The following is a 22,322-nucleotide window of genomic DNA, read 5'->3' as shown; positions in this document are numbered from 1 at the left end:
GTTCGGATTGATGAACTGAAAATGAATGGGTTCCCCCCAAAATCGGCAATTTCCCAGCGTACTTAGCATCAGCATAGTTGGCCGGTATGAAAATTGGATTAATTGGGAAGAGAATTGACATTACACATAAAAAAATGCAGCGCCATCCGTTAAAATCCGGATACGGTTCCCGCAGAGATTTAGCAGGACAATACTGTAAAGGCATTGGAAAATAAGAAGTGAATGGAGAAAATTATGGGAACAGGAATTATTATATGCGGCTTAAATGGTACCGGAAAAAGTACATTAGGAAAAGCCCTTGCTGAGAAATTACATTTCTATTTCATAGATAATGAAGATCTATATTTTCCAAAGACAGCCCCTGATTATATCTATGCCCTTTCCCATACTCGTGAGGAAGTTGAAAAGCTCCTTTCCAATGAGGTCAATGCACATAAAAATTTTGTTTTTGCTTCTGTGAAAGGAGATTACGGTAAAGCTGTTTATTCCTTTTTTCAGTATGCTGTGTTGATTGATGTTCCAAAAGAAATTCGGATACAGCGAGTTAAAAACCGTTCCTTTCAGAAATTCGGCAAAAGAATGTTATCAGGCGGAGATTTATATGAGCAGGAGGAACACTTTTTTGATTTTGTCAAGTCCAGAGCTGAGACTACCGTTGAGGAATGGGTGCAATGCTTAAATTGCCCTATCATAAGAATTGACGGAACAAAGCCTATTGAAGAAAATGTAAATCTTATCATAGAGCAGATATCATTTCCCGATCAATAACGGGAATCCACAGCCTGCAGATCCATCTTCTGCCTTTCGGGACTGCCGGGTAAATCAAGATCAACACCGGCAATCCCGTACAAACTTTATTTCAATTGATCCAAACGGCCGTTTTGAATTGCTTTTATATTCTTTGCAATTCTTTCCTCCGGCCAGTCCCACCACTTTAATTCTGTCAGCAGGGCAATGGTTCCCAGGTTGGCACTGTTAAAGAGAAATTTTGCCCCGCATCCGATCGAGCAGAATCTGCCAATCATCAAACGGTCATGGTTTATTGGATAATGATACAGAACGTTATTTTTCTCAAAATCTGTTGGGTCATTGACAAAATCATTGTACATTGTATAATCACCTACCTGAATGCTCGGGTCAGTAATTGCATTTTTTAAGTAAATCGTCTGTTTATCCCCTGTTCTGGGATATAATTTCTTTGAATCCGACATTTTAATAGTCCTCCTCGTGATTTGTGGGCTCGTCAAGAAGCAGAAGGTTTGCCTTTTGCAACAAAATCCTGCATAATGCAATGCGGGCTTTTTCACCGGGAGACAGAACCTCCACTTTTTATTAATATCATCTTCATAAAAAAGAAAATTGCTTAAAACAGACCGCAGCTCCTTAACGGTATATCCTTCTGTCTGTACATTCTCAAAAACAGTTTTTTGCAGATCAAGTTGTTCCAGTTCCCGGACATAATAAGTCACATCCGTTTTCGGATGAAACCGGACTTCCCCCGCATCAGGGGTAAGAATACCCATGATCAGCTTGAGCAGTGTGGATTTTCCCACACCGTTTTGCAAGCCAGATCTTTGTAGGGTGGATATCCATTTTAACACGCTTATAAACCCGTTCACGGCTGTGCTGTCTGCTCCGTTTTTTCTCCAGACGCACGCCCGTTCCTGTCCCATGCGTTTGATCGCATGATTGGTTCTGCTTGCCTGGTTTGCCCGCCGTACAAAATCTTCCAGTTCCCTGATTTCTTTTTCCTCCTGAGCAATGATTCGTTCACCCAATACCTTCATCCAACAAGACGTACTTCATCTATAATGCCCTGATAAAACAGCTTGCTGCAAAATATGTCCTTGCATAGCTTCCGTTAAATCCTTTTTCTTGGAGGTACTAGGCAAATCCAGAAAACAATCCACCACAAACACATTGAAGTGATAAATATGCGACCACCGAAATGGCGGCTTTGGCCCTCGATATCTGTGCTTACCATAGCCAAGTCCTTGCACAGCACTACCTAAAGAATTCACATGCTCCCCATGTGGGATATTCCCTGGGATTACAGATGTGGCGGGAATATTCCAAATGACCCAATGATTATAGGCTGATATTGGATGGTCCATATCATTCATAATGATTGCGATAGATACAGCATCTTTGCTTAACCCAGTCAACACCAATTCGGGAGAGCTATCCGCTCCATACCCGGTATACTCTATTGGAATCATCCCCCCGTGTTCAAAACAGGGGGATGTAATCATCAAATGCTCCATTCGCTTACCCTCTCAAATTCGATACGCCTTATTAGCCAAAAGCGCTCGTTGTCTTTTACCAACAATGCGCAGATATATTTATAAGATACATTCCGCATTTATAGTCAATCTCCATTAACGTGCTACCACTTATCATAATGAACCTTTGCCGTTTCCCATCGGGGACACAATTCCTTTTCTTCGTCCGGCCAGCCAAATGCAATCACGGAAATGGGTTCCAGCTTATTGGGAAGTGCTAATTGTTCAATGAGCAGCTTTCGCCAATCAGAATTGGGCACAACCCCACACCAAACGCCTCCAAGACCTAAGCCGTGAATACAGAGCAGTATGTTTTGTGCAGCGGCGGCACAATCTGCATACAGGAACTCTTTGATCCCCTCCCTGTTTTTATCGCCGCAAACTGTAATTGCACCTGCGGAGTGCTCCAGCATAGCCGCATTTGAATTGTACCGGGCCAATATGGATAGCACACATCTGTCTCTTATCACAATAAAATGGTATGGGCGCTTATCTTTTGCCGTAGGAGCGCACATACCCGCATAAAGAATGGCGGATACCATATCCTGGCTGACTGGTTTGGCCGTGAATTTTCGTATGCTTTGCCGTGTCTTTATGGCGGTGAATGCATCCAGACCGCACTTTACATCGGTAATCTTATCAGACTTCCCTGCAACGGACTCCAAATCTTCGGAGGACATCGTGATATTCGCAGTCATTTCCTGCCCGTGAAACCCTATAGACTTTTGCATCGCTTTATCTAAAACCATAACAAATTTTCCATTGCCGCGGGAAAGCAATTTACTTCGGTATTCGATGCCATTGATTGTACCGCTTACATAAACGGTTCCCTTGGGTTTATGAAATACCTCTTTTGCATTGAATGGGATTTCAACGATAGTCAGCCTGCCTGAACCGTCCTTTTTGATCAGCGCATCAAATTGTTCCATTTTACCCCTCCATGTATAATCAGACAGTCAATCATTCCAACTGGCAGCATCCTGTGGCAGCGCCACATTATAATATCCAAGTAAATATATACTTAGATTTCGATAACATTACCGCAAGACATATAATTCATATTATCCATTTGTTGAGATAGATAATGATATGCCTTTTCACCAGTGCAATGACAAGTATAAAATTCAATATCTTTATACCTTTGTAATTCCATAGCAATACTGTTTAACAATTCTTTTGATACTGTTTTCTTTGTAAGTGGGTTGAACAAATGAAAACCACCAATACAAAAATGTGGTTGATACTTCTTTGCTTCTTCCATGATATTTACAACACCAGCATGCCCACACCCCATAATAACTACTACTTTGTTTTCTGAAATAATCAAGTTTTGTTCGTGTACAAAGGTATCTTTGCCCTTTTTATCATAAAGAGCATTATTGGCAGGGGAATAAAATTTATTTGTTTTACTTACTGTAAACAACGATAATTCTTCATCAATTTTATAATTACCATTTAATAGTTTGATTTGCCTATTAGATTTAAGCTTACTATCAATTCCAACTGGTATTTTAAGAAATAAGGTTTTACTGTAATGTGGTTCAAAGGCTTCCTTTTGCACATAGATATTTGCCACAGAATTAATATCTAAAAACTTTTGCAATGCTCCTCCGTGGTCAAAATGCCCATGAGAAATAATAACAGTATCAACTTTTGAAATATCTATATTTCTTTTCATAGCATTTTCAAATAATGTGCTATCTGAACCTAAATCAAATAAAATTTTATGTGATTTTGTTTCAATATATAAGGAAAGTCCGTGTTTTGTTTTAAGTTCTGACTTAGTCGTATTTTCAACTAATGAAGTTATTCTCATAAAATCTCCTTTACAAATTCAGATTTAATTCCAGCTCCTGGTTATTACTGGTTTCCCATTAGCGTCAAGTAATGGTGTCAAAGCACCCACACCTGTCTGTACAAAAAAAACTTCTCATTTTCTCCACCGTATTCCAAACTCATTGTCATTCTTTTACAAACATTCATAAATCTGACCTCACTGCTAAAGGAATCTGGATAACGCAATATATAAGCAGATTTTATTTACTCAATCTAATCGTCAAGTACAGAGTATAACATCTTTGCTTTTCCCATAAACATAGAAGCCCAACTTCTATCTTCCAGTATGCAAGAAGGGCTACCGCTTGACAGCCCTTTGTCGTGGTAAAAAACATCATCTAAAACATTTCTTTCCTACTCCTGCTATAAATATCATCTTATCATCCCCATACAAACATTTCTTGAACGATATGACACAAACAATGGGCAGACCATAAACAGAAAAGCACTATTACGGCACTTCTGGTAGTGCTCGCCCTTTATCCATAGTAATCAGTTCCTCCCTACTTTTATTTGACTGCGATCCATACTTCAACCTGCCCGTCTTTTCCATAACATTCTATATCCGGTGCCCCAGATTTCATCCTGCCGGTAATATACCCTTTATTTAACGGTCTGTATTTAGATTTTGGAAGCCATTTTATGATGGCCTGGACCTCCGTTTTTCCTATGGTTTCCTGCGTACATGGGAACACTGCCCAGGTTCTGGCCGGCACAGTGTATTCTGAAAGACCATCAAAAATATCACTATTGCTTGGAACCGCAACGAGATATTCAAATTTTCTAAAATCTTTTGGGTCAGTGTTATAAATATTTATGCCAAATCATCCATGAGACTCCTGAATGGCTGGCGGCACTGCTCCCCGACAGTCAAATACTGCCCATGTGGATTCTGACTTCACTGCATCCTTCAGGCAACCTTCCGTTCGCCGCCACCATAATAGAATACTCAATATCCTTTGAACTGATTTCCCCATAGCGGTACAGGCCAAATACCCCCTTCAGCTTTCCTGTGTCTGTCGAAATCAACTGGGAGAAAGTACCGGCCTTTTGACATTCACTCCAAAATTCTGGTATTTTTGAAGACTGTTCTCCATTGGCGCACCGAATACTCTTTCCAACTAAACGAAAAGCTGATACAATTCATGTAGGAAAATACCTTTTGGAAAAAATCAAAGGAACACCCTGCAAGTTCAGAAACTTCCTGCTGATTAAGCGGTTCCTGTTTCCGCTGCAGGTGATCTTCTACATAATCAATAATCGTCTGTAATCTCTCACTCCACTCCACGCTTCTGCCCCTTTCATTATAATGGTATCATTATATCTTATTAGGAAGAGCATTTCCTCTCTTTTTGTGCACCACTCGGATAGGTTACATAGAGACATGTTATCATCATTTCCTCCCCTTTTCAGCAGGAATATGTTTACACTGTTTCGTTCTTTTGGCCTATAGGCAGTAAAATGATGATTTGCCATTGTTGAAGCCATGATAAAACCTATTACTAACAGACCTTTATACGTACTGAAATAACAAAAGACTTCAGAATCAACATCCCGAAGTCTTTTGTGTATTGGGCAGACTAATAAATAACAGTTCCTTACTCCTGCTTTATTTCTTGGACGGTTTACCTAATATCTGAACTTTACTGTTTTCTATAAGTATTGCCTGGTTATCACAGATACTTTTCAATTCTAAGCTGTCAGAATATGTGTTGATAAAATCCTCTGCCGCCTTTCCCATTTCCCAGTTCTTATAATGAGGGACTACATAAAAATCGATCAGATTTAACCCCTCGTAACTTTTTAAACCAGGAGCTTTTTCTATACGATCCATTTTTGCAGAATATCCTATATCAGGAGCCACAACAATAGCGCCTGCTGATTCCCCTATATAGAACTTTCCTTTCTCTATTTCCTGTGCTAAAATTTTATCCGCCCCCGTTCTCCTTAATTCCTGTAGAAGGAAAAAAGTATTGCCACCCGTGACATATATGTAATCATTCTTCTCCAGTTTGCTGACAATCACTTCATAAGGGGCTGTGGAAATTTCCAGCTCATCAACACTCAAGCCTAGTCTCTTTAACCTCCATTTACCTATTCTGACGAAAAAGCCCAATTTTTCTGCCCTGCTTGCCGTAGGTATATAAGTTACAGTCTTATTTTTCAAATCCAGTCCAACTGTTTCCAAAATATCTGAAACATTTTGAAACATAGAGACTAAAAACATTCTCTTCATTTTATCACCCCGTTATCATGACTTTGACACTGCTCTTCCTGTTTTATCATTTCAGATTAACAAGAGCTACTATTTCACGATTGTAAGTGATACTTTTGTCATCGTATGCAATAGCCCTTGCTATGCATTTATTCTCATACCCATGAAAATACCTCCCTGTCTTCTTTATTATGATTCTATACTAACATATCAATCTGTCATTTTCCAGCATCGCGGTTTTTTAAAGAACCATAACACTATGATACTAATTATTGGTCAAATGAGAGATGAATGATTTCATTTACGAAAATTTGTATATAATTTTCTCTTTGAGATACACTTTGAACGCAAAGTATATCTTTAGCAACTTGATCGGCATATTCCTCATTGGCTGCATGAACTGGAGCAGTTAGAGCCCGTCCGTTTCCGACAGGGAGATGTCCAGAAGTGAAGGTAACAATATATACTTATCAAAGTGGCTATATCCCACATCAAAAGCTAGTAAACTGTTCTATGTCATAATGATACAAGTTGTTGTTTAATAAACTCAACACAAGCAATCTCCATTTGTTTTAATCCTAACCCTTCAATAGGAAAATGGCCTGCACCCTCCAATATCACAGTCTCTTTTTCACAGGCTAAACGGTCATAAAATGTTTTGCTTAATCTTATATTTGTCCAACGATCCTCACCTGGGTGTACTAAAAGTACAGGACAATTATTGAAATGTTGCGGCTCAATTTTTATTTTGGGGTTAAGCATCGAATAAAGAAACTTAATCGGAACCAACGCACCAGATGATTTTTTGTCTCGTATTAAAAGCTTAACCAACCTTTTATCATTAGCAATAGCTTTCATATTGCCTACCCACTTCATAGGAACTTTCATGTTACCATCAAATGCGCTTAACATAGAAATAATAGGTCGTGCGATCATACCCAAAAAAGGATTTCTAGCTGAACTTTTCAAAACAGCTTTGTTTCTTTGATCAAGTATGCAAGTAACAATAAGCCCAGCTATTTGACTGCTTTCGTTCGCAACCTGATAAGCCAGCATGCCACCTGCACTTAGTCCAAATAAAAAAGTTGGTAAAGGGTTTTCTTCTTGAAAGTGCTTTACCAGGCTAGAACCACATGATATCCATGTTTCATAAGTAACTGGTCTTGAAAAGTGAGTGCAACCATATAGCGGCATATCTGGACAAATAACTTCAAATCCATTTTTCATCAATGGTACTGCAATAAATGAGAGTAAACGACCATTCCCACCAACTCCATGAAATAATATAACTTTCCCGCTGGGAGATGCAGGCTTGTAATGATCAATATGTATTTCTAAATCTTCGGATACCGGCAAAAAGTATTCATTAGGCATAGTGTCTATTGTTAGCCTATTATCTTCCGGCAAAAATGATTGAGCTTTTACCCAAAAACAATCATTTTTGTAATAGTCCATCACAGAAACCTCCTAATTGATAAATGTCCCACTTGTGGCACTTTTGATTTTATATTATAATTAATCTGTAGTCAATGATGCTAAAACAAGTTCCACAGATGCACAAAAATGTGGCAGGAGGCGTTTATGAAAAGGAAAAAGGAAAATCCACTCTCTCTCCAATCCAAACAATGGATTTTGTCAGCTCTACTTAGTTTGATGGATGAAAAAGACTTCAATGCTATCTCCATAAAAGAATTAGCAGAACGGGCGGGACTGGACAGAAAAACATTTTATCGGAATTTTCACACAAAAGAAGAAGTCCTGTTTTTAAAACTCCAAGGATTGTGTCAGCTTTATATAGAAAAATTACAAGCATTACCTCACATCTCCGCTTATACATTATCAAAAGCATATTTTGACATATGTGCATCAAATGTGCATTTCTTTCTCCTGCTTAACCGCCATAATCTCCTGCCGTTGGCATTATTGAAATTTAATGAGTATTTACCGGTCCTCAATGATTTGTTTCTTTCTAACTCTGCATACAGAAATAAATCAAAATACGAATTGGTCTATCAAGCCGGTGGTTTTTGGAATGTTACTATTCGGTGGCTAAATGATGGTGGAAAAGAAACTCCTGAAGAATTGGCACGGATAATGAGTACGATTATGCCGTCACCCCTAAAATGAACTTGGCTTTTCCCTCTTTATAAAGTTTTTCAAGCCCTCTCCATGCACTGGTATTATCCCCCATTGGCTGGTGCAGCAGCATAAGGTCGATAATATACCCCAAAACCAATCTGCGGGATTTTCACACCATTTGATAATTCTAAATATTCCACGGGCAACTGACAATGAAAAATAGAATTACTGTCATAAAAATAGAGACCGTACCGGTTTCTACTGCATACTGGCACTGTTCTGTGCCATGACTCCCACTAGTTTATGGGGCACATAGGCTTCCTCCAGATAGCGTCTCTCTTCCTCTGTAAGTTCTATATCCACAGCAGCGGCCGCTCCTTCTATATGATGAAATTTGGTCGCTCCTACCACCGGTGACGTCACTTTTGTCAGAAGCCATGCCAGTGATATCTCTGTCATGGAAATGCCCCGTTTCTTTGCCAGTTCCGCCACCCGGCTTATGATGATTTCGTCCTGTTCTTTTGATGCATCATATTTCAGCTTTGCATAATCATCCTGTACCAGCCTTTTGGAAGTTTCTCCTGCATGTTTGGAAAGCCTCCCGCCTGCCAGTGCACTGTAAGGAGTCAGTGCAATATTTTCTTCCCGGCAATACGGAACCATCTCCCGTTCCTCTTCCCGGAAGATCAGGTTATAATGCCCCTGTACGGAAATAAATTTTGCAAACCCTTCCTTTTCCGCCAAGGCATTGGCTTTTGCAAGCTGCCATGCAAAGCAGTTAGAGATTCCGATGTAACGTGCTTTTCCCGCCTGCACTACACGGTTCAGACCGTCCATGATCTCATAAAGGGGTGTCCGATAATCCCACATATGATAAATATAAAGATCTACATAATCTGTTCCAAGATTTTTAAGGCTCTGGTTAAGCATCTTCTCAATATACTCCTGACCTGTAGTGCCCACTGCAATCTCTTCCTCTGTCCGGGGAAGGAATTTGGTCGCGATCACCACCTCATCCCTGTTTACATAATCTCTCAATGCTTTCCCCACATACTGCTCACTGGTTCCGCTCTGATAAGCAATGGCAGTATCGTAGAAATTTATCCCCAACTCCAGCCCCCTTCGTATGACTGCTCTGGAGTGTTCCTCATTAAGCGTCCAAGAGTGCTGGCCCCTGCCTGCATCCCCGAATCCCATACATCCCATGCAAATACGGGAAACTTTAAGATCTGAATTGCCTAATTTTGTATAGTTCATTTCATTACCGCCTTTCTTTTTTCATTTTCCTGCATACATTCCAGTATAAAAAGAAGCAGATGGTTAACCATTTAATCAGCCTTAATGATTTTAATTTTATATTTTCCAATAAAGTGGACGCTATAACTTCTAAGTTATTCCTGTTCACTTCCGAGATTTTTCCAGCCATACCTGACAATAGAAATTCCAATGGAAATTTCGCTTACCGCTTCATCAATTATTCCCGCCCACGTTCCAACAATAATATTATAAATAATCCAAAGTGGTGAATTAATTAGCATAGTCACCAATCGTATTGTCCTCGCATTATAAGTATATGCTCCTATGGTAACTGCTATATTTGCTGCAACAGGTAATATACTAATCCATCCGACCCAGGTAAGTATCAAGGCAGCAACCTGCATAAAGCAGAGAATTATGCACATTTTTTTGCTTCTGCCAAAGTCCCACCTGCTGCTTAAGCAAAATGAACGAATGGTGTTTATAATATAACTTACTCCCCCAGTAGTAGCTCCTAAAAGAAGTAAATGAATTGTATATAAAAAGTAAGATAGAAATTGAAATCGGAATAATGTTTTATTGTTTCGACACTGGAACGATGCAAAGAACAATATGGCTCCAATGAAGCCTATAATTTGAATAACTATGTATGATTTTGGCAACTTAAACATCCTCTCACAAATTCTAATTGAACAGTTCTGCAGACTGAGTACTTTTCTATCTTGTTGTTTTAATTGGGTAAATTATATCATATATCTCCGGACAATCCCAGCCTGTGTAGAAAACCTATGGCAGTTACCGGTGATCCATGCAAAATGGAATACCTCCTGAAGTATGGTACAGTTACCGCCAACTCCGCTTCTAATTTTTCATGTTCTGTCATATTACTTTCACCTCATTATCCTCAAATTTTATTAGCTGTGCCTCATTTTCTCGTGTAATATTTTTCAGCCACCCATATTTTTTATAGTGCAGAATCGCTGCCGGCACTTTTACCACCTCATCCAGATTGATAATAAGGAACACAGTAACTACCGGCAAATGGAAATAAAAAGCAGCTAGAAAGCCTGCTGGAACCGCAAACGCCCACATGGTTAACGTATCACAGATCAAACCGAATTTTGAATCGCCACCGGCAGGAAATACTCCGGCAATCGTCATCATATTGATGGATTTGGCAATCATGTAGCAGGCACAAAGTATCAGCATCCATTTCAAGTATCCCGTAGCCTGCGGACTTAATGCTGTCACATTTATGATAAGCGGAGAAAGAGCGACTAATAGCAGTCCTGATACAACACCACTGATCACTGCCATCTTCCAAAGAATCCCCCCATATTTTTTCGCCTGTTTTAAATTTCCCATACCAAGTTCATTGCCCACAATGATACCGCCGCCATTTGCAAGTCCTGTACAAAAGCTAACAATCAGGTTTTTCACAATATTTGCAATCGAATTTGCCGCCACCGCGTCATTTCCCAAATGCCCCATGATAACGGAATACATTGTAAAGCCCACTCCCCACACAAGATAGTCACCCAGCATGGGCAGGCTGTATCCCCAGTAATCTTTTACCAACTGCTGATCAACAGAAAAGCAAAATTTTATATGAAGCCGCGCATGTTTTTCCCGCAGGGATTCGATGAACGCCCATACCATCTCAATCAGCTTTGAAACGGATGTGGCAAGCGCCGCACCTGCGATTCCCATTCTGGGGAAAAAGAATAGTCCGAAGATAAGCGCAGCATTCAGAAAAATATTGATCACAACGGCAGTTGACCCGATTGCCATACTTTTCATTGCGTATCCCGTATTTTTCAATATGCACAGATAAATCTGCGATATGCCGGTAAACAAATAGGATACTGCCACAATCCGGAGGTAGACAATACCTCCCGCAATAAGCTGGGACTCCTGTGTAAAAATACGCATCAGCAGTTCCGGAACAAAAAAGGATGCCAGAAAAAATACTGCGGAGATGAAAAATGAGACCCTTGTGACATAGGCAAATATCTTTTCAATGGATTTCACATCACCCTTACCGTAATACTGTGCCGCCAGAATACTTGTCCCCATTGTCAGGCCGCCCATAAAGAGGTTAAAGACAAAAGTGATCTGACCGGCCAGGGAGACGGCCGAAAGAGAATCCTGATTAACAAAGCCAAGCATCAATGCATCCGACGCACTGACCGCCGCTAACATAAACTGCTGAAATGCAATTGGAAAAACAAGCGAAAGCAGCTTCCGATAAAAGGCTGAGTTTCCCCCATATTTAATTTGAGATTTCATAAAATGCCTCCTAAACTTTTAATGTTACGATTATAAAGAAAACTTCGGAACAAAACAGCGCTAAAACTTAACAACAGCACTGGTGTTTTCTAATATCATTTAGTATAATAAAATCGTCGCCATTACTGGCATTGTTCTTTAAATACGAGGGGGAGGGAATGATGTGGGAAAAGAATTATTGTGTGCTTCTATAGACCGGCTTCGGGAACAATTTTTAACTTTAGATTGGACCTACCATGATTACCCCGTGGGAAGCCAGTCTGAAAAAATGTTTTGCTGGCCCGGACCGCCGGAGGAAGAAATCCTGATCTGTGTCCATCAAAGTGGCGGACGTCAGGAGCTTTTCCACCGGCATGACTTTTTTTATTTCAATTTCACCTATGAGGGCGAATATGATTCTATTAGCTTTAAATATGACAACCGTATTACAATCCGTGAGGGGGAACTTTATGCAGGACAGCCATTTGCAGGCCATGCACTTTGTGTACATGATGATAAAGAGACAACCATTATTGGCGTACTCATACAACGGGAAACTTTTTTTAGAACATTTTTGCCAATGCTCTCATCCAATAACAGGCTGTTTCATTTTCTGCTTGACCCGTCCACAAATGAATTTTCCGATGAATTTATGCATTTTAAAATTGAACATGACTGCAATATCCGCACACTGCTTGAAATGATGGTAATTGAGTACGCAAATAAGCAGGAAGATACCCAGCCTGTTTTAAAGTCACTCACCCTTTCTTTTTTGTTGCAGATTGCGCGGCAATTTACCCAGGCAAACCAAACTTCCCCTAGTGAAAGTTTATCAGAAAAGATTGTACAGTACATGAGTGAGCATTTTGACAGTGTGACGCTGAAGGATATTGCAAAACATTTTTCCTATCATCCGAACTATGTATCCACACTTCTGCACCGGGAGTTGGGCAAGTCATTTTCTGAAATCCTTTTGGAGCAGCGAATGGAACGTGCTGTAATTCTGTTAAAAGGGACAAATTTGCCCATAGAGGAAATTTCAGTATTGCTTGGTTATAGCAATAGCAGCAATTTTTATAAGGCGTTTCGGGAATATTTTAAATATTCGCCCCGTGAGTATATCGCTTCGCAGAAATAAAAAAGTCGTGGGAATAATGTATTAAAATAAATATCGTTCATTAATGCACTACATACAATAGTAGTTTTATACTTCAATTACATAGTTTGCTTTTCGCTCTTTTGCAACAGGTCTTTCACTTTCACCATATCCTAATATGCAATTCGCAACTCCAACATAGTTTGCATCAAGCCCCCATTCTTTCAAAAGAGCTAGTCCTTCTTCTGATTCAAACACTTCTTTAGCCCTGTAGATATAACAAGAATCTACACCAACTGCATGTGCTGCATTAAGCAAATTACCGGCAACGAGATTTGCATCCTCAAACCAAGTAGGTACAGATGCCTTATTTCCAAATACAATAGCAACTACCGGCGCTCCATAAAACGGATCTATGTCCCTGCCCATTACTTTCGCATTCAATTTCGATATCTTATCTCTAACTTCTTTTGTCTTTACCAGTACAATAACAGGTGATTGCTGTCCCATTCCTGTAGGTGCATATGTTGCAGCTTCCATAATCGCATCAAGCTTTTCCTGTTCTACCACTCTGTCACTGTACCTTCTTACACTTCTTCTTGTCTTTAATGCCTCTAACACCTGATTATCCATTGTTTTTTCCTCCTTGCATTGGTTCATATTTTTCAAAATATCCGTTACTGCTAAATGCAAAACGTTTACTTTGTACTCGTTTTGAAATTATAAATGGAATCAAAATCAATCCTACCACCACAAGTAAGATAATCCCTATTCCTGCAAACACTTCACTAACTACAATATTCTGTTTTGTGAGCCATACCAGTCCATATGTACTTAACTGTATCAAGCCTACATATGATGTGATTGTTCCCGGTCCATAAATTGTTCTTTTCCCTTTACCTGCATATCTTCTGTACATCCGTATACCATCCATCGTATGATGAATACATTCCGCATATCCAAATAATATCACTACAACAACAGCTGTATTTGGAATATAGTCTGCATATATAAGTACAACAATAAACAATATCTCTGCACCAAGATTTGTAATCATGTTGGTTAGCATATTCTGTGGATACACCATTGGCCGATCTGACTTCTGTCCGAGATTGTTCATAAAGAAAAACCCACCTGGTAAAGTATTTTCTTCGAATACATGTAATGGAACCATAATTGTAAGCATATACATCAATTTACATGGCATTGATATGTCAGACCATCTGGAAACAAGTAAGCAGCTCATAACGATTCCTATTCCATATAAGACATGCAGCCATATCTGATCACACCACTGATACAATTTATCTTTTTTCATAAAGCATCAACCTTTCCTTGTTTTTATGCGACATGTGTTGTATGATCCAATTATAGTTGCATGATAAAAAATCATCAAGCAACAATAATGAACATGTGTCGCATGATACAGAAAGGAACTCATGAATAAACAACCTGAAATTACAGATGCTACGAAAGAGGCATTTATTACAGCCTTTTTCCGTCTTGCAGAAATAAAAAACATATATAAAATCACAATAAAAGAAATTACAAATCTTGCAGGCTATAATCGTACTACATTCTATCGATATTTTGAAGATGTCTTTAATTTAATCGAGTACGCAGAAGATCAGTTCATAGACGGGATGCTTTCTGTTCTACTACCTCAGGTTCAGATGTCTCCTGTTTTAGATAATCATTTTTTTCAGCTATTTCTTGAGCATTTTTATGCCTCAAAGGATCGTCTCGGCATTCTCCTCAGCGATTCCAACCGAGCAGCATTTATAAGAAGATTACAGCAACGATTGCAGGTGTCACTGAATATTCCTATAAGTACTTCTGTCCATAATCGTGTTATCATGGATATTTACTTTAATGGGATATTTTCTGCCATCATTCATCAAATACAGCATCCTGATGAGATGAGCGATGAAGAATTGTTGTCTATAATTAGCAGTTTATTTACAAAGTGGTATTGGCCTGCGATAAACGGCAAGAAGATGTAGCGATTATCTCTAATTCTTCCAGGGCCTCCCCCACTTTTATAGTTTTGGGTCCACCTGCCTTACCGAACAAAAGCCAAATGCCATCCTTTGATAGGCAATGCTCACAGAGCCATTCCCGAAATTTTTCTCTACTTGCAAATTTCATTGTTTCGCTAATGATATATCCCTCCTTTATTGACAGCAAATCACGTGAAGAAGCATCTTCCCTTGACCTGCTCTGCCCTTTATGAATTTGTTCAGCTTATTTACCGTTCAAGACAAAAGTTTTACATAGATCTCTTTTTCCGTGTCAAGCACAAAGCCACAAGACAGCAGCAGGCCGCAGGATGCCTTGTTTTCCGGCTCCGGCTGCACTACAATTCTTTTGGCGTCATGGTGAAGGGCAAATCTCTTTGAAGTTTGTAAATCAAACAATATTCTCACCCAAGATTATTTTGGGCATTGTGGTTAAACACCTATTCCAACGTTTATAGAATTTTTCTATACCAAGTTTTCCAACTCTTGCATGAGCTTCTTCATTTTCCAGCACCCAATACAAAACATATGTTACCTTACCTACATTTCTTGTAAGACGAACAGGTAATTCTCCCTCTTTAACTGCATTGAAATCTTTTTGTCGGTGAGTACGTTTTATATAGTGTACATCAATAACACCATCTTGCTCCAAGTAAAATTCCGCTACTTCCCTCATCAGTTCTTCAATTTCATCTAACTTGGTCAGTTTTGCCTCATATATGCATATTTCATTAAACATAAAATACCTCCACAAATTCAAATTTAATTAAATGCCCTTAATCAAAAACATTTCCATTGGTTGTTCGTATTTTGGAACATCTATGATTAAGCCACCACAATCCCAGATTTTCAGTTTGAAAAACTGGAGGTTGTCTAAGACTTATTGTATGTGTATACATCAACAGTTGCAATTTCTTGACCGCCCCAATTTTTTTCTTGTACGGTAAAATCCTCTTTTACAAAGCCATTGTTTAATAGCACTTTTGCTGAATATAAATTTTCTGGCATGACAAATGCCTGAAGTGTTGAAATATTAACCTCATTTACTAAATATTCAACCATCAATTTCAAAACATTTGTTGCAATTTTCTTATTCCAATAATCCTCATTTAGACGATAACCCACTGTTATTTTATTTTCTCTCTTTTTATAGTCAAACATTTCTGCTAAACCTACAAGCCTATTAGGATTATCTTTTAAATAAACTCCTGCAATTATATACTTTTTCTTTTCAAAATCTCTTCCACCAAGATTTTTGATTGCAGTCTCTAATGCTTTCTTACTTTTCTTATATAAAAAAGGCGGTATATACTTATAAACATTCTCATTATTGCTTATCTCTGACAAGGCTACAACGTCATTTAATTCTATTTTTTTAATAATAATTTTTTCGTTTTTTAAATATGGAAATACACCAAATAATTCTGTCATCATAACCTCCATAAATTCTCATTTTCCTTACCACAATCTGGGATTTTATTGATTCGTTGAGAACCCACTTATCTTGCAAGGTGACTCTAATATCCAATTCCACTCCAAAAAAACAGAAAAATCAGCACACATCCCCATGCATTACCAGTGTAACAGTAAGATACTAACATTCCGTAAATTAATATAAACTCAGTTACAGCACCTATCATACTGTAAGATTGCCCCAGAAGCATATGTACCACCAAACAAAATATACCGCAAATGATCGCCCCCCTGTCTGCAAACAGGCTTTTTGAGGGAAATAACTTATTGATACGGTCAGACATGACAACATAAGAAAAGCCCTCGAAGAACCCCCAAGTGACTACAATAATAAGCATACCAATCACATTTACCGGAAAACCTGCTGCTAGAACTGGCTTTGTATAATTAACATTCTGCAGCGGAAAATAGGAAATATGTTCATTTAAAACTTTCTTTGTTACGTATGCAAATAATAACTACTCCTTTTCTTTGTGACAAATTCATTTAACTCGGATGCAAATTCTCCAATAGCTTCAATAAGGCAGTTCACAATTTCAAATGCTTTTATGCGTCTTTTTGAAATTCCATTTTTACGTCCACGACTTCTAAATTTAACAGTTCCCCAGACTGATCTTCCACCGTTCATTCCGGGTACGTTTCTATCCTGCTGTTTTGATTGGGTAAATTATATCATATTTAATGAAAGAACTGTATTGAATATTTATGAAGATAAATTTATAAATTATGGAGTGAAATTTGCTATATACGGCGATTTCTACCAATATACAAGCAAGCCGTTAAAAGATTTTATGTACAAGAGTATATAGAGGAAAAGATATTTACTTTCAGCCAAGTGTTTCTCGTGCCGTGGATAAACTCTCTGAATATTCCAAATTATAAAAGAAAGAGAATTATGAGTGATACACGCCTAAACGCTCTCTTCTTTCTGTAAAAAATAGCAGGATGTACTCTTTTTATGGAGTACATCCTGCATTTAAAATCATTTTTATTCTGATATCTTTTACACTGCTGCACATCACGCTCCTTTTGGGGTGATTCGTGAATTTTATGGTTTATCATGCCTTATCTCTTAATACTTTAAGTGATTGAGCTAAACTATTGATATTTTAGTGTCTCATTTTCCTCCTTGATTTTTTTACTATCATCAATTACTCACGGGTATCTGCTTTCGAAATTTAACACTCCTAACATTTGAATAAACATACTTCTATTTTTTGATGTAATGAAGCATTGCGATATCACCATGAGATTTTGCTTCAGCAAGTCTGTACTCCAGGACTTTTCCTTGTGCTGTTTCCATACTGCCGCCTCCATTTATAACAACTGGGAATAAATTAAAGAATAGTTCATCGGCAAGTCCTGATTCAAGAAATAAATTATATGTCATTGTTCCACCGTCAACACAAGCCTTTTCAAATCCTTTTTTCTCAAGATAACTGACTGCATCTTCTGCATTTTTTGCTGTGTATACGTCTGCATCCATATCCTCTGAACTTATGACTACCACTTCAAGATTTTTAAGAACATCTTTCATCATGGGGGCAAACATTTGATAGGTAGTCCGTCCCATAATAATATTGCCGCATTCAAGTGCTTTGGCAAATCCCATGCCAGCAACCTCCTGAGGCGCCTGATAGGCGTCAGATTGGGCAGCCAAAATGAGTTCTCCATTTGCTGATAAGTTCGCTATTAATTGTACCTTCATAGTTTTGTCTCCTTCTCATCTCAAATACTTATTTTATTCTATTCTTCGTTTTTTCCCGGCCCTCGCTGGTAAGCATCGCCTTTCTCGCATTATTTATAAATTCCCCATACTTCTGGCCATTTGATTTCACAATAATGGCCTGCAGGCCAAATAATGGAATCAGTAGAAAAATAAATGCGTATAGCCAGTAAATCCCTTTCACCATCTGATTGGAAAATAAATAGTAAAATCCATACACGGCTACAGGAAACTGTACGACAATGGCCGTTAGCATTCCGGGAGAATAGAACTTCTTTGGATTTACTCTTGCCGCAGCTAAATGGGCAAAAATCTCAATAATGCCAATAAACAACGTTGCCATAACGGGCCAGACATGTCCGCTGATAAAGGCAGGAATAATGGTTGCGTATAAAGTAAACATTAGTAAACCAAATTTGGCCAGCCCCAATTTCTTCAGCTTCAGCCCCGTCATGGCCGTCACCAGTTCCACAAAACCCCCCGGGAACTTTAGCTCCTCAATTTCATGAACAGCTAATGCCACGATATAAATAATTGGGAGCTTTCTTAACATATCCATTTCACCCCATCCTATAACCAGCCATATTACCGCTATGACTCCCAGCAACGACGTTAGAAAAAAGCTGTATTTTTTCATAAACTTATCCATAAGCCACCTCCGCTTGACATTTTATTTAGCTACGTGTATAGTATATCCGACACGTTGTTGTGTTTTGATTCTACAATATAAAACTTGATTTATCAACCGACAATGTTAAAGGCATTTGTCGGGTTTGGAGGTGTTTATGAATAAAAATCCACTAAAGAAACAACAGACAAAAGAAAAGATTTTTCAGGCATTCTTTCGAGAATATAAACAAAAACCTTTACGAAAAATAACAGTCAGTGCAATAGCGGATAATGCTTGTATCAACCGCTGTACTTTTTATGAATATTTCAAGGATGTCTACGACCTTCTTGAACAGGCTCAGGAAACGCTGATCCACGAAATACTCGCATGTCTTGACCAGATCAAAGAGCAGGACAATCCGCATAAGTTCGAATTATTCTCTGCTTTTGGACAAAATATCTTATATAAATATGGGGAACAGATGGCCGTTCTTCTTAGTCATGGTGATACCGGCTTCCAGAAAAAACTGCTGAATGCTATGAAGCCTTTCTTATTAGAAATGCTTGGTATTGATGATAATGACATAAAAACCAATCTTGTTATTTCCTATGCATTGTTTGGTATAACGGGTTACATTACCACATTATATGGCTCTGATACATCTATTACTAATCAAGAGGCCGTCAGGACATTGCAGAAATTAATGGTAACATCCCTTTCACAGCTGCCTGATGCAAGCCTGCCAATATATCTCTATGCTAAATAAAACGCAATTATCCCCTTTATCGTTTTTGAGATGGATTATGCCAAAACAGGCTATGATATAGACAAAAATGTGATTACCTGCAATCTCCTGTGGAGCTTAATAAACTGCTGACTGCTCCGCTAATATTGTTTTTTTATTTTTCTTTAAGACTATCGCTAAATTGCTTTAAATCAAGTTTAACCTCATCCGAAAGTTTATCATAATCAATATTATCAATTGCGCCTTGTAATGCATATAAATGAACTAAGCATACATTTGGATATTTTTCTTTTAATTGATAAAACACTTCTTTACTCCCTAGTCTAATTAATTCTTCCGATGAAACAACACCAATTGAGGAAAGCTTTGTTTTCATTTCTTTTCCAATGTTTAACATACTATCTAAACTACTCATAAAATACGTTCCTTTCAAATTCTAATTGAACAATCTTTTCGTAAACGCAAAATAGCAAGTACCCTGACATTTTTAGGCGGCTGCTCTGCAGCCACCTATATTTAAGCTTTACGGATTTCTGCCGGAAGCTTTTCTGATCATGGAAGAAGATCTTCCACGAATGCACAATCGGTGTCATCCATGTGTTGTGGAATCTCTTCTAAGAGATACTGCACATAATCAAAGGGCTTCAGATTGTTGGCTTTTGCTGTTTCTACAATACTATAAATGATCGCGGAAGCCCTGGCTCCATTGATGGTATCTATCATCTGCCAGTTTTTCTTCCCGATACAAAAGCCCGGATTGCCCTTTCGGATGCATTATTATCTATTGGAACATCTTCATCTGTGAGAAATACCCGAAGATATTTTTCCTGGTTCAGAGCATAACCGACGGCATCTCCAAATTTATCCTTTCTGGATACCTTTATGTTTTTCAGGTACGCAAAAAAAGCATCCACAAGTGGTTTTATGACCGCTTGCCGCTGCTTAAGCCGTTCATCAGAAGAAAGGGCATTCAACTTCCCTTCTTCCCGGTAGATTGCCTGGATCTCCTTTTCTAAAGTATGGCAGACCTGATATCCATCTGTCACACAGATGCCATCATACCCTTTCAGGAATTCCCGTGGATGAGATGCATTTCTCGTCTGTTGATATTCATATAAGACAATCTGGCGGTTGTGATATAGATGTCCGGAACGATATACCCACATCCAGCTTTTGGAACCTGCTTTCCGTCCATCATGGTTTACAAGCACCGGTGTTTCATCTGCCTGTATCACATGACAGGAATACAATTCTTCATGAAGATGATCATAAAGAACCGATAAATATTCTTCTCCGAGACGAATGCACCAGTTTGCCATATGCTGTCTTGTGATCTGAAGACCATAGCGCTGGAATTCCTGTTCTAATCGATAGAGTGGTACTGCATTCACATACTTACCGTTGATGATCGCAACTGCCAAAGATGGGGATACCAGACTTCCATGCAGCAAAGACTTTGGATGGTCTGCTTTGACCATATGTTCATCTGTTTTGCTGGCATATACACCAATGTGATGTTCTTCCACTTCCACCTTGGCTGGCACGAAACGATATTTTCTGGAGATCGCATCCGGTAATTGTTTCCAGCCCTTCTCACCGAATTCTTCTTCCAATTCGGTCTCAGACAGATAGTGGTCGATCCGCCTGATCGGAAGTCCGGAAAGATCCGCTTCTTTCTTTCCTTTGCGTTTTGGCTGCCTGGGAGATCTGAGTTCCAGATCTTCTGGTTCTGATACACTAAGATCAGATACAGCTTCGGCTTCGTTAAAAAATACGATGCTTCCATCCACTTCGCGAAAACGGATCTGACCGGTATCCTCCATCTTTTCAGAAGATCTGCCAAAACGGTTCTGTTTACCGAGGATCACCTGTTCCATCAGGAGCTGCATTTTTTCATTCGATGCATGAAGTTCCTTTGTTAAGGCTTCCAACTGTTCCTGCTGCAAAAGCAGATGGATAAGAAACGACTTATCAACTGTATTTAATTGTTCTTCCGTATACTTAACTGCCTTGGCAATGATTTCCAATCCCTGCATCAACATTTGATACTGATCTGCGGTAATCTCCAGTGCTTCGCCTTTTGTGCGAGGCCATCGAAAGTTACCGTTTTCAATCCTCTTGTACAGAAGGAGGAACCCACCGCCTTCCCAGAGGAGTCCTTTTATCCGGTCAGTACGCCTGCCACAAAACAAGAATAATGTATGTTTATCATAAGGATCGAGATGGAACTGGAAACGTATGGTCCTGGCAAGACCATCAATTCCTCTGCGAAGATCCGTAAAGCCAGTGGCTATGTATACTTTTTTGAATCCTGTACCATCATTGAGCATCCATCATCACTCCCAAAAGTGTATGAAGAAAGGAAGCAGATGCCTGGTCTGTGATCTCCAATGTGAGGTGGTTTCTACCTTTGATCATAGCAACGGTTTTATGATCCGGTGCTATATTTTCTGACTGGATAGGAGAAGAAGGAACTTCTATAAAATCTGGTGTATTGTCAGCAGCTGCCAGAAAAGCTTCCCGAACTTTTCGGAGTCTCCAGTAATAACTCGCTTTCGTCATGTCGTGCAGCTGGCACCATTCATCGATTTTCATACCCTGTGGGCGATTTTGGCAATCCCTGACCAGTTCGGCCCATTCACTCAAACGAGTTTGCTGTGCAACTAAACTTGTATGAGATTTCATAACTCACCTCCTGTAGTCTGGTCAAAAAAGTT

27 protein-coding genes and 4 pseudogenes are annotated in these 22,322 nt (G+C 39.0%); 6 read left to right on the top strand and 25 right to left on the bottom strand.

What is annotated here, in order from left to right:
• Positions 1–234: 234 nt before the first annotated feature.
• On the top strand, positions 235–768 hold the full coding sequence (locus tag A8806_RS14500; protein ID WP_109731910.1) for an AAA family ATPase: 534 nt from the start codon (positions 235–237) through the stop codon (positions 766–768).
• Between the two features lie 86 nt (positions 769–854).
• Here A8806_RS14500 and A8806_RS27040 read toward each other — a convergent pair whose 3' ends face one another.
• From A8806_RS27040 to A8806_RS14455, 10 genes and pseudogenes are all read right to left on the bottom strand, one after another.
• Positions 855–1,211: an LbetaH domain-containing protein gene (locus A8806_RS27040; protein WP_109731909.1), complete on the bottom strand. Its 357-nt coding sequence runs from the start codon at positions 1,209–1,211 to the stop codon at positions 855–857.
• Positions 1,212–1,460: 249 nt separating this feature from the next.
• Positions 1,461–1,523, bottom strand: a pseudogene (locus tag A8806_RS27030) (hypothetical protein); the annotation flags it as partial.
• A gap of 279 nt (positions 1,524–1,802) precedes the next feature.
• The gene (locus A8806_RS14485; RefSeq protein ID WP_109731908.1) at positions 1,803–2,264 is read right to left on the bottom strand and encodes a YbhB/YbcL family Raf kinase inhibitor-like protein; all 462 of its coding nucleotides are present in this window, start codon (positions 2,262–2,264) and stop codon (positions 1,803–1,805) included.
• A 122-nt stretch (positions 2,265–2,386) separates the two neighbouring features.
• Positions 2,387–3,211, bottom strand: a complete 825-nt coding sequence (locus tag A8806_RS14480) for a nitroreductase family protein (protein WP_109731907.1) — start codon at positions 3,209–3,211, stop codon at positions 2,387–2,389.
• A 92-nt stretch (positions 3,212–3,303) separates the two neighbouring features.
• A complete protein-coding gene (locus A8806_RS14475; protein WP_109731906.1) occupies positions 3,304–4,098 on the bottom strand; it encodes an MBL fold metallo-hydrolase in 795 nt (264 codons plus the stop codon).
• 24 nt (positions 4,099–4,122) lie between these two features.
• A pseudogene (locus tag A8806_RS27135) lies at positions 4,123–4,200 on the bottom strand (DUF6440 family protein); the annotation flags it as partial.
• 427 nt (positions 4,201–4,627) lie between these two features.
• Complete coding sequence (locus A8806_RS27025; protein WP_242996103.1) at positions 4,628–4,930, bottom strand: GyrI-like domain-containing protein; 303 nt, start codon at positions 4,928–4,930, stop codon at positions 4,628–4,630.
• Between the two features lie 58 nt (positions 4,931–4,988).
• The gene (locus tag A8806_RS26630; protein WP_181368735.1) at positions 4,989–5,147 is read right to left on the bottom strand and encodes a hypothetical protein; all 159 of its coding nucleotides are present in this window, start codon (positions 5,145–5,147) and stop codon (positions 4,989–4,991) included.
• Between the two features lie 580 nt (positions 5,148–5,727).
• Positions 5,728–6,354: a Type 1 glutamine amidotransferase-like domain-containing protein gene (locus A8806_RS14460; RefSeq protein WP_109731903.1), complete on the bottom strand. Its 627-nt coding sequence runs from the start codon at positions 6,352–6,354 to the stop codon at positions 5,728–5,730.
• Between the two features lie 495 nt (positions 6,355–6,849).
• On the bottom strand, positions 6,850–7,788 hold the full coding sequence (locus A8806_RS14455; RefSeq protein ID WP_109731902.1) for an alpha/beta hydrolase: 939 nt from the start codon (positions 7,786–7,788) through the stop codon (positions 6,850–6,852).
• A gap of 126 nt (positions 7,789–7,914) precedes the next feature.
• On the opposite strand from A8806_RS14455, the gene A8806_RS14450 reads away from it, so the two are divergent.
• Positions 7,915–8,460: a TetR/AcrR family transcriptional regulator gene (locus A8806_RS14450; protein WP_109731901.1), complete on the top strand. Its 546-nt coding sequence runs from the start codon at positions 7,915–7,917 to the stop codon at positions 8,458–8,460.
• A 210-nt stretch (positions 8,461–8,670) separates the two neighbouring features.
• Here the strand turns inward: A8806_RS14450 and A8806_RS14445 are convergent, their stop codons facing one another.
• The 4 genes from A8806_RS14445 to A8806_RS14435 form a co-directional block, all read right to left on the bottom strand.
• Complete coding sequence (locus tag A8806_RS14445; protein WP_109731900.1) at positions 8,671–9,669, bottom strand: aldo/keto reductase; 999 nt, start codon at positions 9,667–9,669, stop codon at positions 8,671–8,673.
• Positions 9,670–9,803: 134 nt separating this feature from the next.
• Entirely contained in the window at positions 9,804–10,331 is a 528-nt protein-coding gene (locus A8806_RS14440; protein ID WP_109731899.1) for a YgjV family protein, read from the bottom strand.
• A gap of 86 nt (positions 10,332–10,417) precedes the next feature.
• Positions 10,418–10,552, bottom strand: a complete 135-nt coding sequence (locus A8806_RS26770) for a hypothetical protein (RefSeq protein WP_278321113.1) — start codon at positions 10,550–10,552, stop codon at positions 10,418–10,420.
• Positions 10,549–11,958 carry an MATE family efflux transporter gene (locus A8806_RS14435; RefSeq protein WP_109731898.1) on the bottom strand — a complete coding sequence of 470 codons (1,410 nt, stop codon included), beginning with the start codon at positions 11,956–11,958 and terminating at the stop codon, positions 10,549–10,551. Before A8806_RS14435 ends, A8806_RS26770 begins: the two co-directional genes overlap by 4 nt.
• A 163-nt stretch (positions 11,959–12,121) precedes the next feature.
• On the opposite strand from A8806_RS14435, the gene A8806_RS14430 reads away from it, so the two are divergent.
• The gene (locus A8806_RS14430) at positions 12,122–13,075 is read left to right on the top strand and encodes a helix-turn-helix transcriptional regulator (RefSeq protein ID WP_109731897.1); all 954 of its coding nucleotides are present in this window, start codon (positions 12,122–12,124) and stop codon (positions 13,073–13,075) included.
• A 66-nt stretch (positions 13,076–13,141) separates the two neighbouring features.
• On the opposite strand, the gene A8806_RS14425 is transcribed toward A8806_RS14430, so the two are convergent.
• Together A8806_RS14425 and A8806_RS14420 are read right to left on the bottom strand one after the other, a co-directional pair.
• Positions 13,142–13,666: a nitroreductase gene (locus A8806_RS14425; protein ID WP_109731896.1), complete on the bottom strand. Its 525-nt coding sequence runs from the start codon at positions 13,664–13,666 to the stop codon at positions 13,142–13,144.
• Positions 13,659–14,351, bottom strand: a complete 693-nt coding sequence (locus A8806_RS14420) for an HXXEE domain-containing protein (RefSeq protein ID WP_109731895.1) — start codon at positions 14,349–14,351, stop codon at positions 13,659–13,661. The genes A8806_RS14425 and A8806_RS14420 overlap by 8 nt, the downstream gene beginning before the upstream one ends.
• Positions 14,352–14,472: 121 nt before the next feature.
• Between A8806_RS14420 and A8806_RS14415 the strand changes: the two genes are divergently transcribed.
• On the top strand, positions 14,473–15,036 hold the full coding sequence (locus tag A8806_RS14415; RefSeq protein WP_109731894.1) for a TetR/AcrR family transcriptional regulator: 564 nt from the start codon (positions 14,473–14,475) through the stop codon (positions 15,034–15,036).
• 252 nt (positions 15,037–15,288) lie between these two features.
• On the opposite strand, the gene A8806_RS14405 is transcribed toward A8806_RS14415, so the two are convergent.
• The 3 genes from A8806_RS14405 to A8806_RS14395 form a co-directional block, all read right to left on the bottom strand.
• A complete protein-coding gene (locus A8806_RS14405; RefSeq protein ID WP_181368734.1) occupies positions 15,289–15,450 on the bottom strand; it encodes a hypothetical protein in 162 nt (53 codons plus the stop codon).
• Positions 15,443–15,790 (bottom strand): hypothetical protein, encoded by a 348-nt coding sequence (locus tag A8806_RS14400; protein WP_109731892.1) that lies wholly within the window; start codon positions 15,788–15,790, stop codon positions 15,443–15,445. Before A8806_RS14400 ends, A8806_RS14405 begins: the two co-directional genes overlap by 8 nt.
• Before the next feature lie 134 nt (positions 15,791–15,924).
• Positions 15,925–16,485 (bottom strand): GNAT family N-acetyltransferase, encoded by a 561-nt coding sequence (locus A8806_RS14395; RefSeq protein ID WP_242996096.1) that lies wholly within the window; start codon positions 16,483–16,485, stop codon positions 15,925–15,927.
• A gap of 587 nt (positions 16,486–17,072) precedes the next feature.
• Here A8806_RS14395 and A8806_RS27020 point away from each other — a divergent pair.
• Entirely contained in the window at positions 17,073–17,333 is a 261-nt protein-coding gene (locus A8806_RS27020; protein ID WP_334293997.1) for a DUF4180 domain-containing protein, read from the top strand.
• Positions 17,334–17,734: 401 nt separating this feature from the next.
• Here A8806_RS27020 and A8806_RS14375 read toward each other — a convergent pair whose 3' ends face one another.
• Together A8806_RS14375 and A8806_RS14370 are read right to left on the bottom strand one after the other, a co-directional pair.
• On the bottom strand, positions 17,735–18,232 hold the full coding sequence (locus tag A8806_RS14375) for a dihydrofolate reductase family protein (protein WP_109731889.1): 498 nt from the start codon (positions 18,230–18,232) through the stop codon (positions 17,735–17,737).
• A gap of 28 nt (positions 18,233–18,260) precedes the next feature.
• Positions 18,261–18,899 carry an HXXEE domain-containing protein gene (locus tag A8806_RS14370; RefSeq protein ID WP_109731888.1) on the bottom strand — a complete coding sequence of 213 codons (639 nt, stop codon included), beginning with the start codon at positions 18,897–18,899 and terminating at the stop codon, positions 18,261–18,263.
• A 136-nt stretch (positions 18,900–19,035) separates the two neighbouring features.
• Between A8806_RS14370 and A8806_RS14365 the strand changes: the two genes are divergently transcribed.
• Positions 19,036–19,626 carry a TetR/AcrR family transcriptional regulator gene (locus tag A8806_RS14365; RefSeq protein ID WP_109731887.1) on the top strand — a complete coding sequence of 197 codons (591 nt, stop codon included), beginning with the start codon at positions 19,036–19,038 and terminating at the stop codon, positions 19,624–19,626.
• 133 nt (positions 19,627–19,759) lie between these two features.
• Here A8806_RS14365 and A8806_RS14360 read toward each other — a convergent pair whose 3' ends face one another.
• From A8806_RS14360 to A8806_RS14345, 4 genes and pseudogenes are all read right to left on the bottom strand, one after another.
• On the bottom strand, positions 19,760–20,020 hold the full coding sequence (locus tag A8806_RS14360; protein WP_109731886.1) for a TfoX/Sxy family DNA transformation protein: 261 nt from the start codon (positions 20,018–20,020) through the stop codon (positions 19,760–19,762).
• A 137-nt stretch (positions 20,021–20,157) separates the two neighbouring features.
• Positions 20,158–21,641: pseudogene (locus tag A8806_RS14350) on the bottom strand (IS66 family transposase).
• Positions 21,636–21,935: pseudogene (tnpB, locus tag A8806_RS27015) on the bottom strand (IS66 family insertion sequence element accessory protein TnpB); the annotation flags it as partial. The pseudogenes tnpB and A8806_RS14350, both read right to left, overlap by 6 nt.
• Positions 21,925–22,290, bottom strand: coding sequence for a hypothetical protein (locus A8806_RS14345; RefSeq protein ID WP_109731884.1), 366 nt, complete (start codon positions 22,288–22,290; stop codon positions 21,925–21,927). The pseudogene tnpB and the gene A8806_RS14345, both read right to left, overlap by 11 nt.
• Positions 22,291–22,322 lie beyond the last annotated feature (32 nt).

Origin of the sequence: Faecalicatena orotica, assembly GCF_003149245.1 — a bacterium.
GTDB lineage: Bacteria > Bacillota > Clostridia > Lachnospirales > Lachnospiraceae > Faecalicatena_A > Faecalicatena_A orotica.
The sequence above is the reverse complement of the archived record's forward strand: the minus strand, read 5'-3'. Positions and strand labels throughout refer to the sequence as shown.

Bases quoted from the DNA above. Each gene is read 5' to 3' on its own strand.
- A8806_RS14500 (WP_109731910.1), top strand. From the start codon at position 235: ATGGGAACAGGAATTATTATATGCGGCTTAAATGGTACCGGAAAAAGT.
- A8806_RS27040 (WP_109731909.1), bottom strand. From the start codon at position 1,211: ATGTCGGATTCAAAGAAATTATATCCCAGAACAGGGGATAAACAGACG.
- A8806_RS14485 (WP_109731908.1), bottom strand. From the start codon at position 2,264: ATGGAGCATTTGATGATTACATCCCCCTGTTTTGAACACGGGGGGATG.
- A8806_RS14480 (WP_109731907.1), bottom strand. From the start codon at position 3,211: ATGGAACAATTTGATGCGCTGATCAAAAAGGACGGTTCAGGCAGGCTG.
- A8806_RS14475 (WP_109731906.1), bottom strand. From the start codon at position 4,098: ATGAGAATAACTTCATTAGTTGAAAATACGACTAAGTCAGAACTTAAA.
- A8806_RS14460 (WP_109731903.1), bottom strand. From the start codon at position 6,354: ATGAAGAGAATGTTTTTAGTCTCTATGTTTCAAAATGTTTCAGATATT.
- A8806_RS14455 (WP_109731902.1), bottom strand. From the start codon at position 7,788: ATGGACTATTACAAAAATGATTGTTTTTGGGTAAAAGCTCAATCATTT.
- A8806_RS14450 (WP_109731901.1), top strand. From the start codon at position 7,915: ATGAAAAGGAAAAAGGAAAATCCACTCTCTCTCCAATCCAAACAATGG.
- A8806_RS14445 (WP_109731900.1), bottom strand. From the start codon at position 9,669: ATGAACTATACAAAATTAGGCAATTCAGATCTTAAAGTTTCCCGTATT.
- A8806_RS26770 (WP_278321113.1), bottom strand. From the start codon at position 10,552: ATGACAGAACATGAAAAATTAGAAGCGGAGTTGGCGGTAACTGTACCA.
- A8806_RS14435 (WP_109731898.1), bottom strand. From the start codon at position 11,958: ATGAAATCTCAAATTAAATATGGGGGAAACTCAGCCTTTTATCGGAAG.
- A8806_RS14425 (WP_109731896.1), bottom strand. From the start codon at position 13,666: ATGGATAATCAGGTGTTAGAGGCATTAAAGACAAGAAGAAGTGTAAGA.
- A8806_RS14420 (WP_109731895.1), bottom strand. From the start codon at position 14,351: ATGAAAAAAGATAAATTGTATCAGTGGTGTGATCAGATATGGCTGCAT.
- A8806_RS14415 (WP_109731894.1), top strand. From the start codon at position 14,473: ATGAATAAACAACCTGAAATTACAGATGCTACGAAAGAGGCATTTATT.
- A8806_RS14400 (WP_109731892.1), bottom strand. From the start codon at position 15,790: ATGTTTAATGAAATATGCATATATGAGGCAAAACTGACCAAGTTAGAT.
- A8806_RS14395 (WP_242996096.1), bottom strand. From the start codon at position 16,485: ATGATGACAGAATTATTTGGTGTATTTCCATATTTAAAAAACGAAAAA.
- A8806_RS27020 (WP_334293997.1), top strand. From the start codon at position 17,073: ATGCGTCTTTTTGAAATTCCATTTTTACGTCCACGACTTCTAAATTTA.
- A8806_RS14375 (WP_109731889.1), bottom strand. From the start codon at position 18,232: ATGAAGGTACAATTAATAGCGAACTTATCAGCAAATGGAGAACTCATT.
- A8806_RS14370 (WP_109731888.1), bottom strand. From the start codon at position 18,899: ATGGATAAGTTTATGAAAAAATACAGCTTTTTTCTAACGTCGTTGCTG.
- A8806_RS14365 (WP_109731887.1), top strand. From the start codon at position 19,036: ATGAATAAAAATCCACTAAAGAAACAACAGACAAAAGAAAAGATTTTT.
- A8806_RS14360 (WP_109731886.1), bottom strand. From the start codon at position 20,020: ATGAGTAGTTTAGATAGTATGTTAAACATTGGAAAAGAAATGAAAACA.
- A8806_RS14345 (WP_109731884.1), bottom strand. From the start codon at position 22,290: ATGAAATCTCATACAAGTTTAGTTGCACAGCAAACTCGTTTGAGTGAA.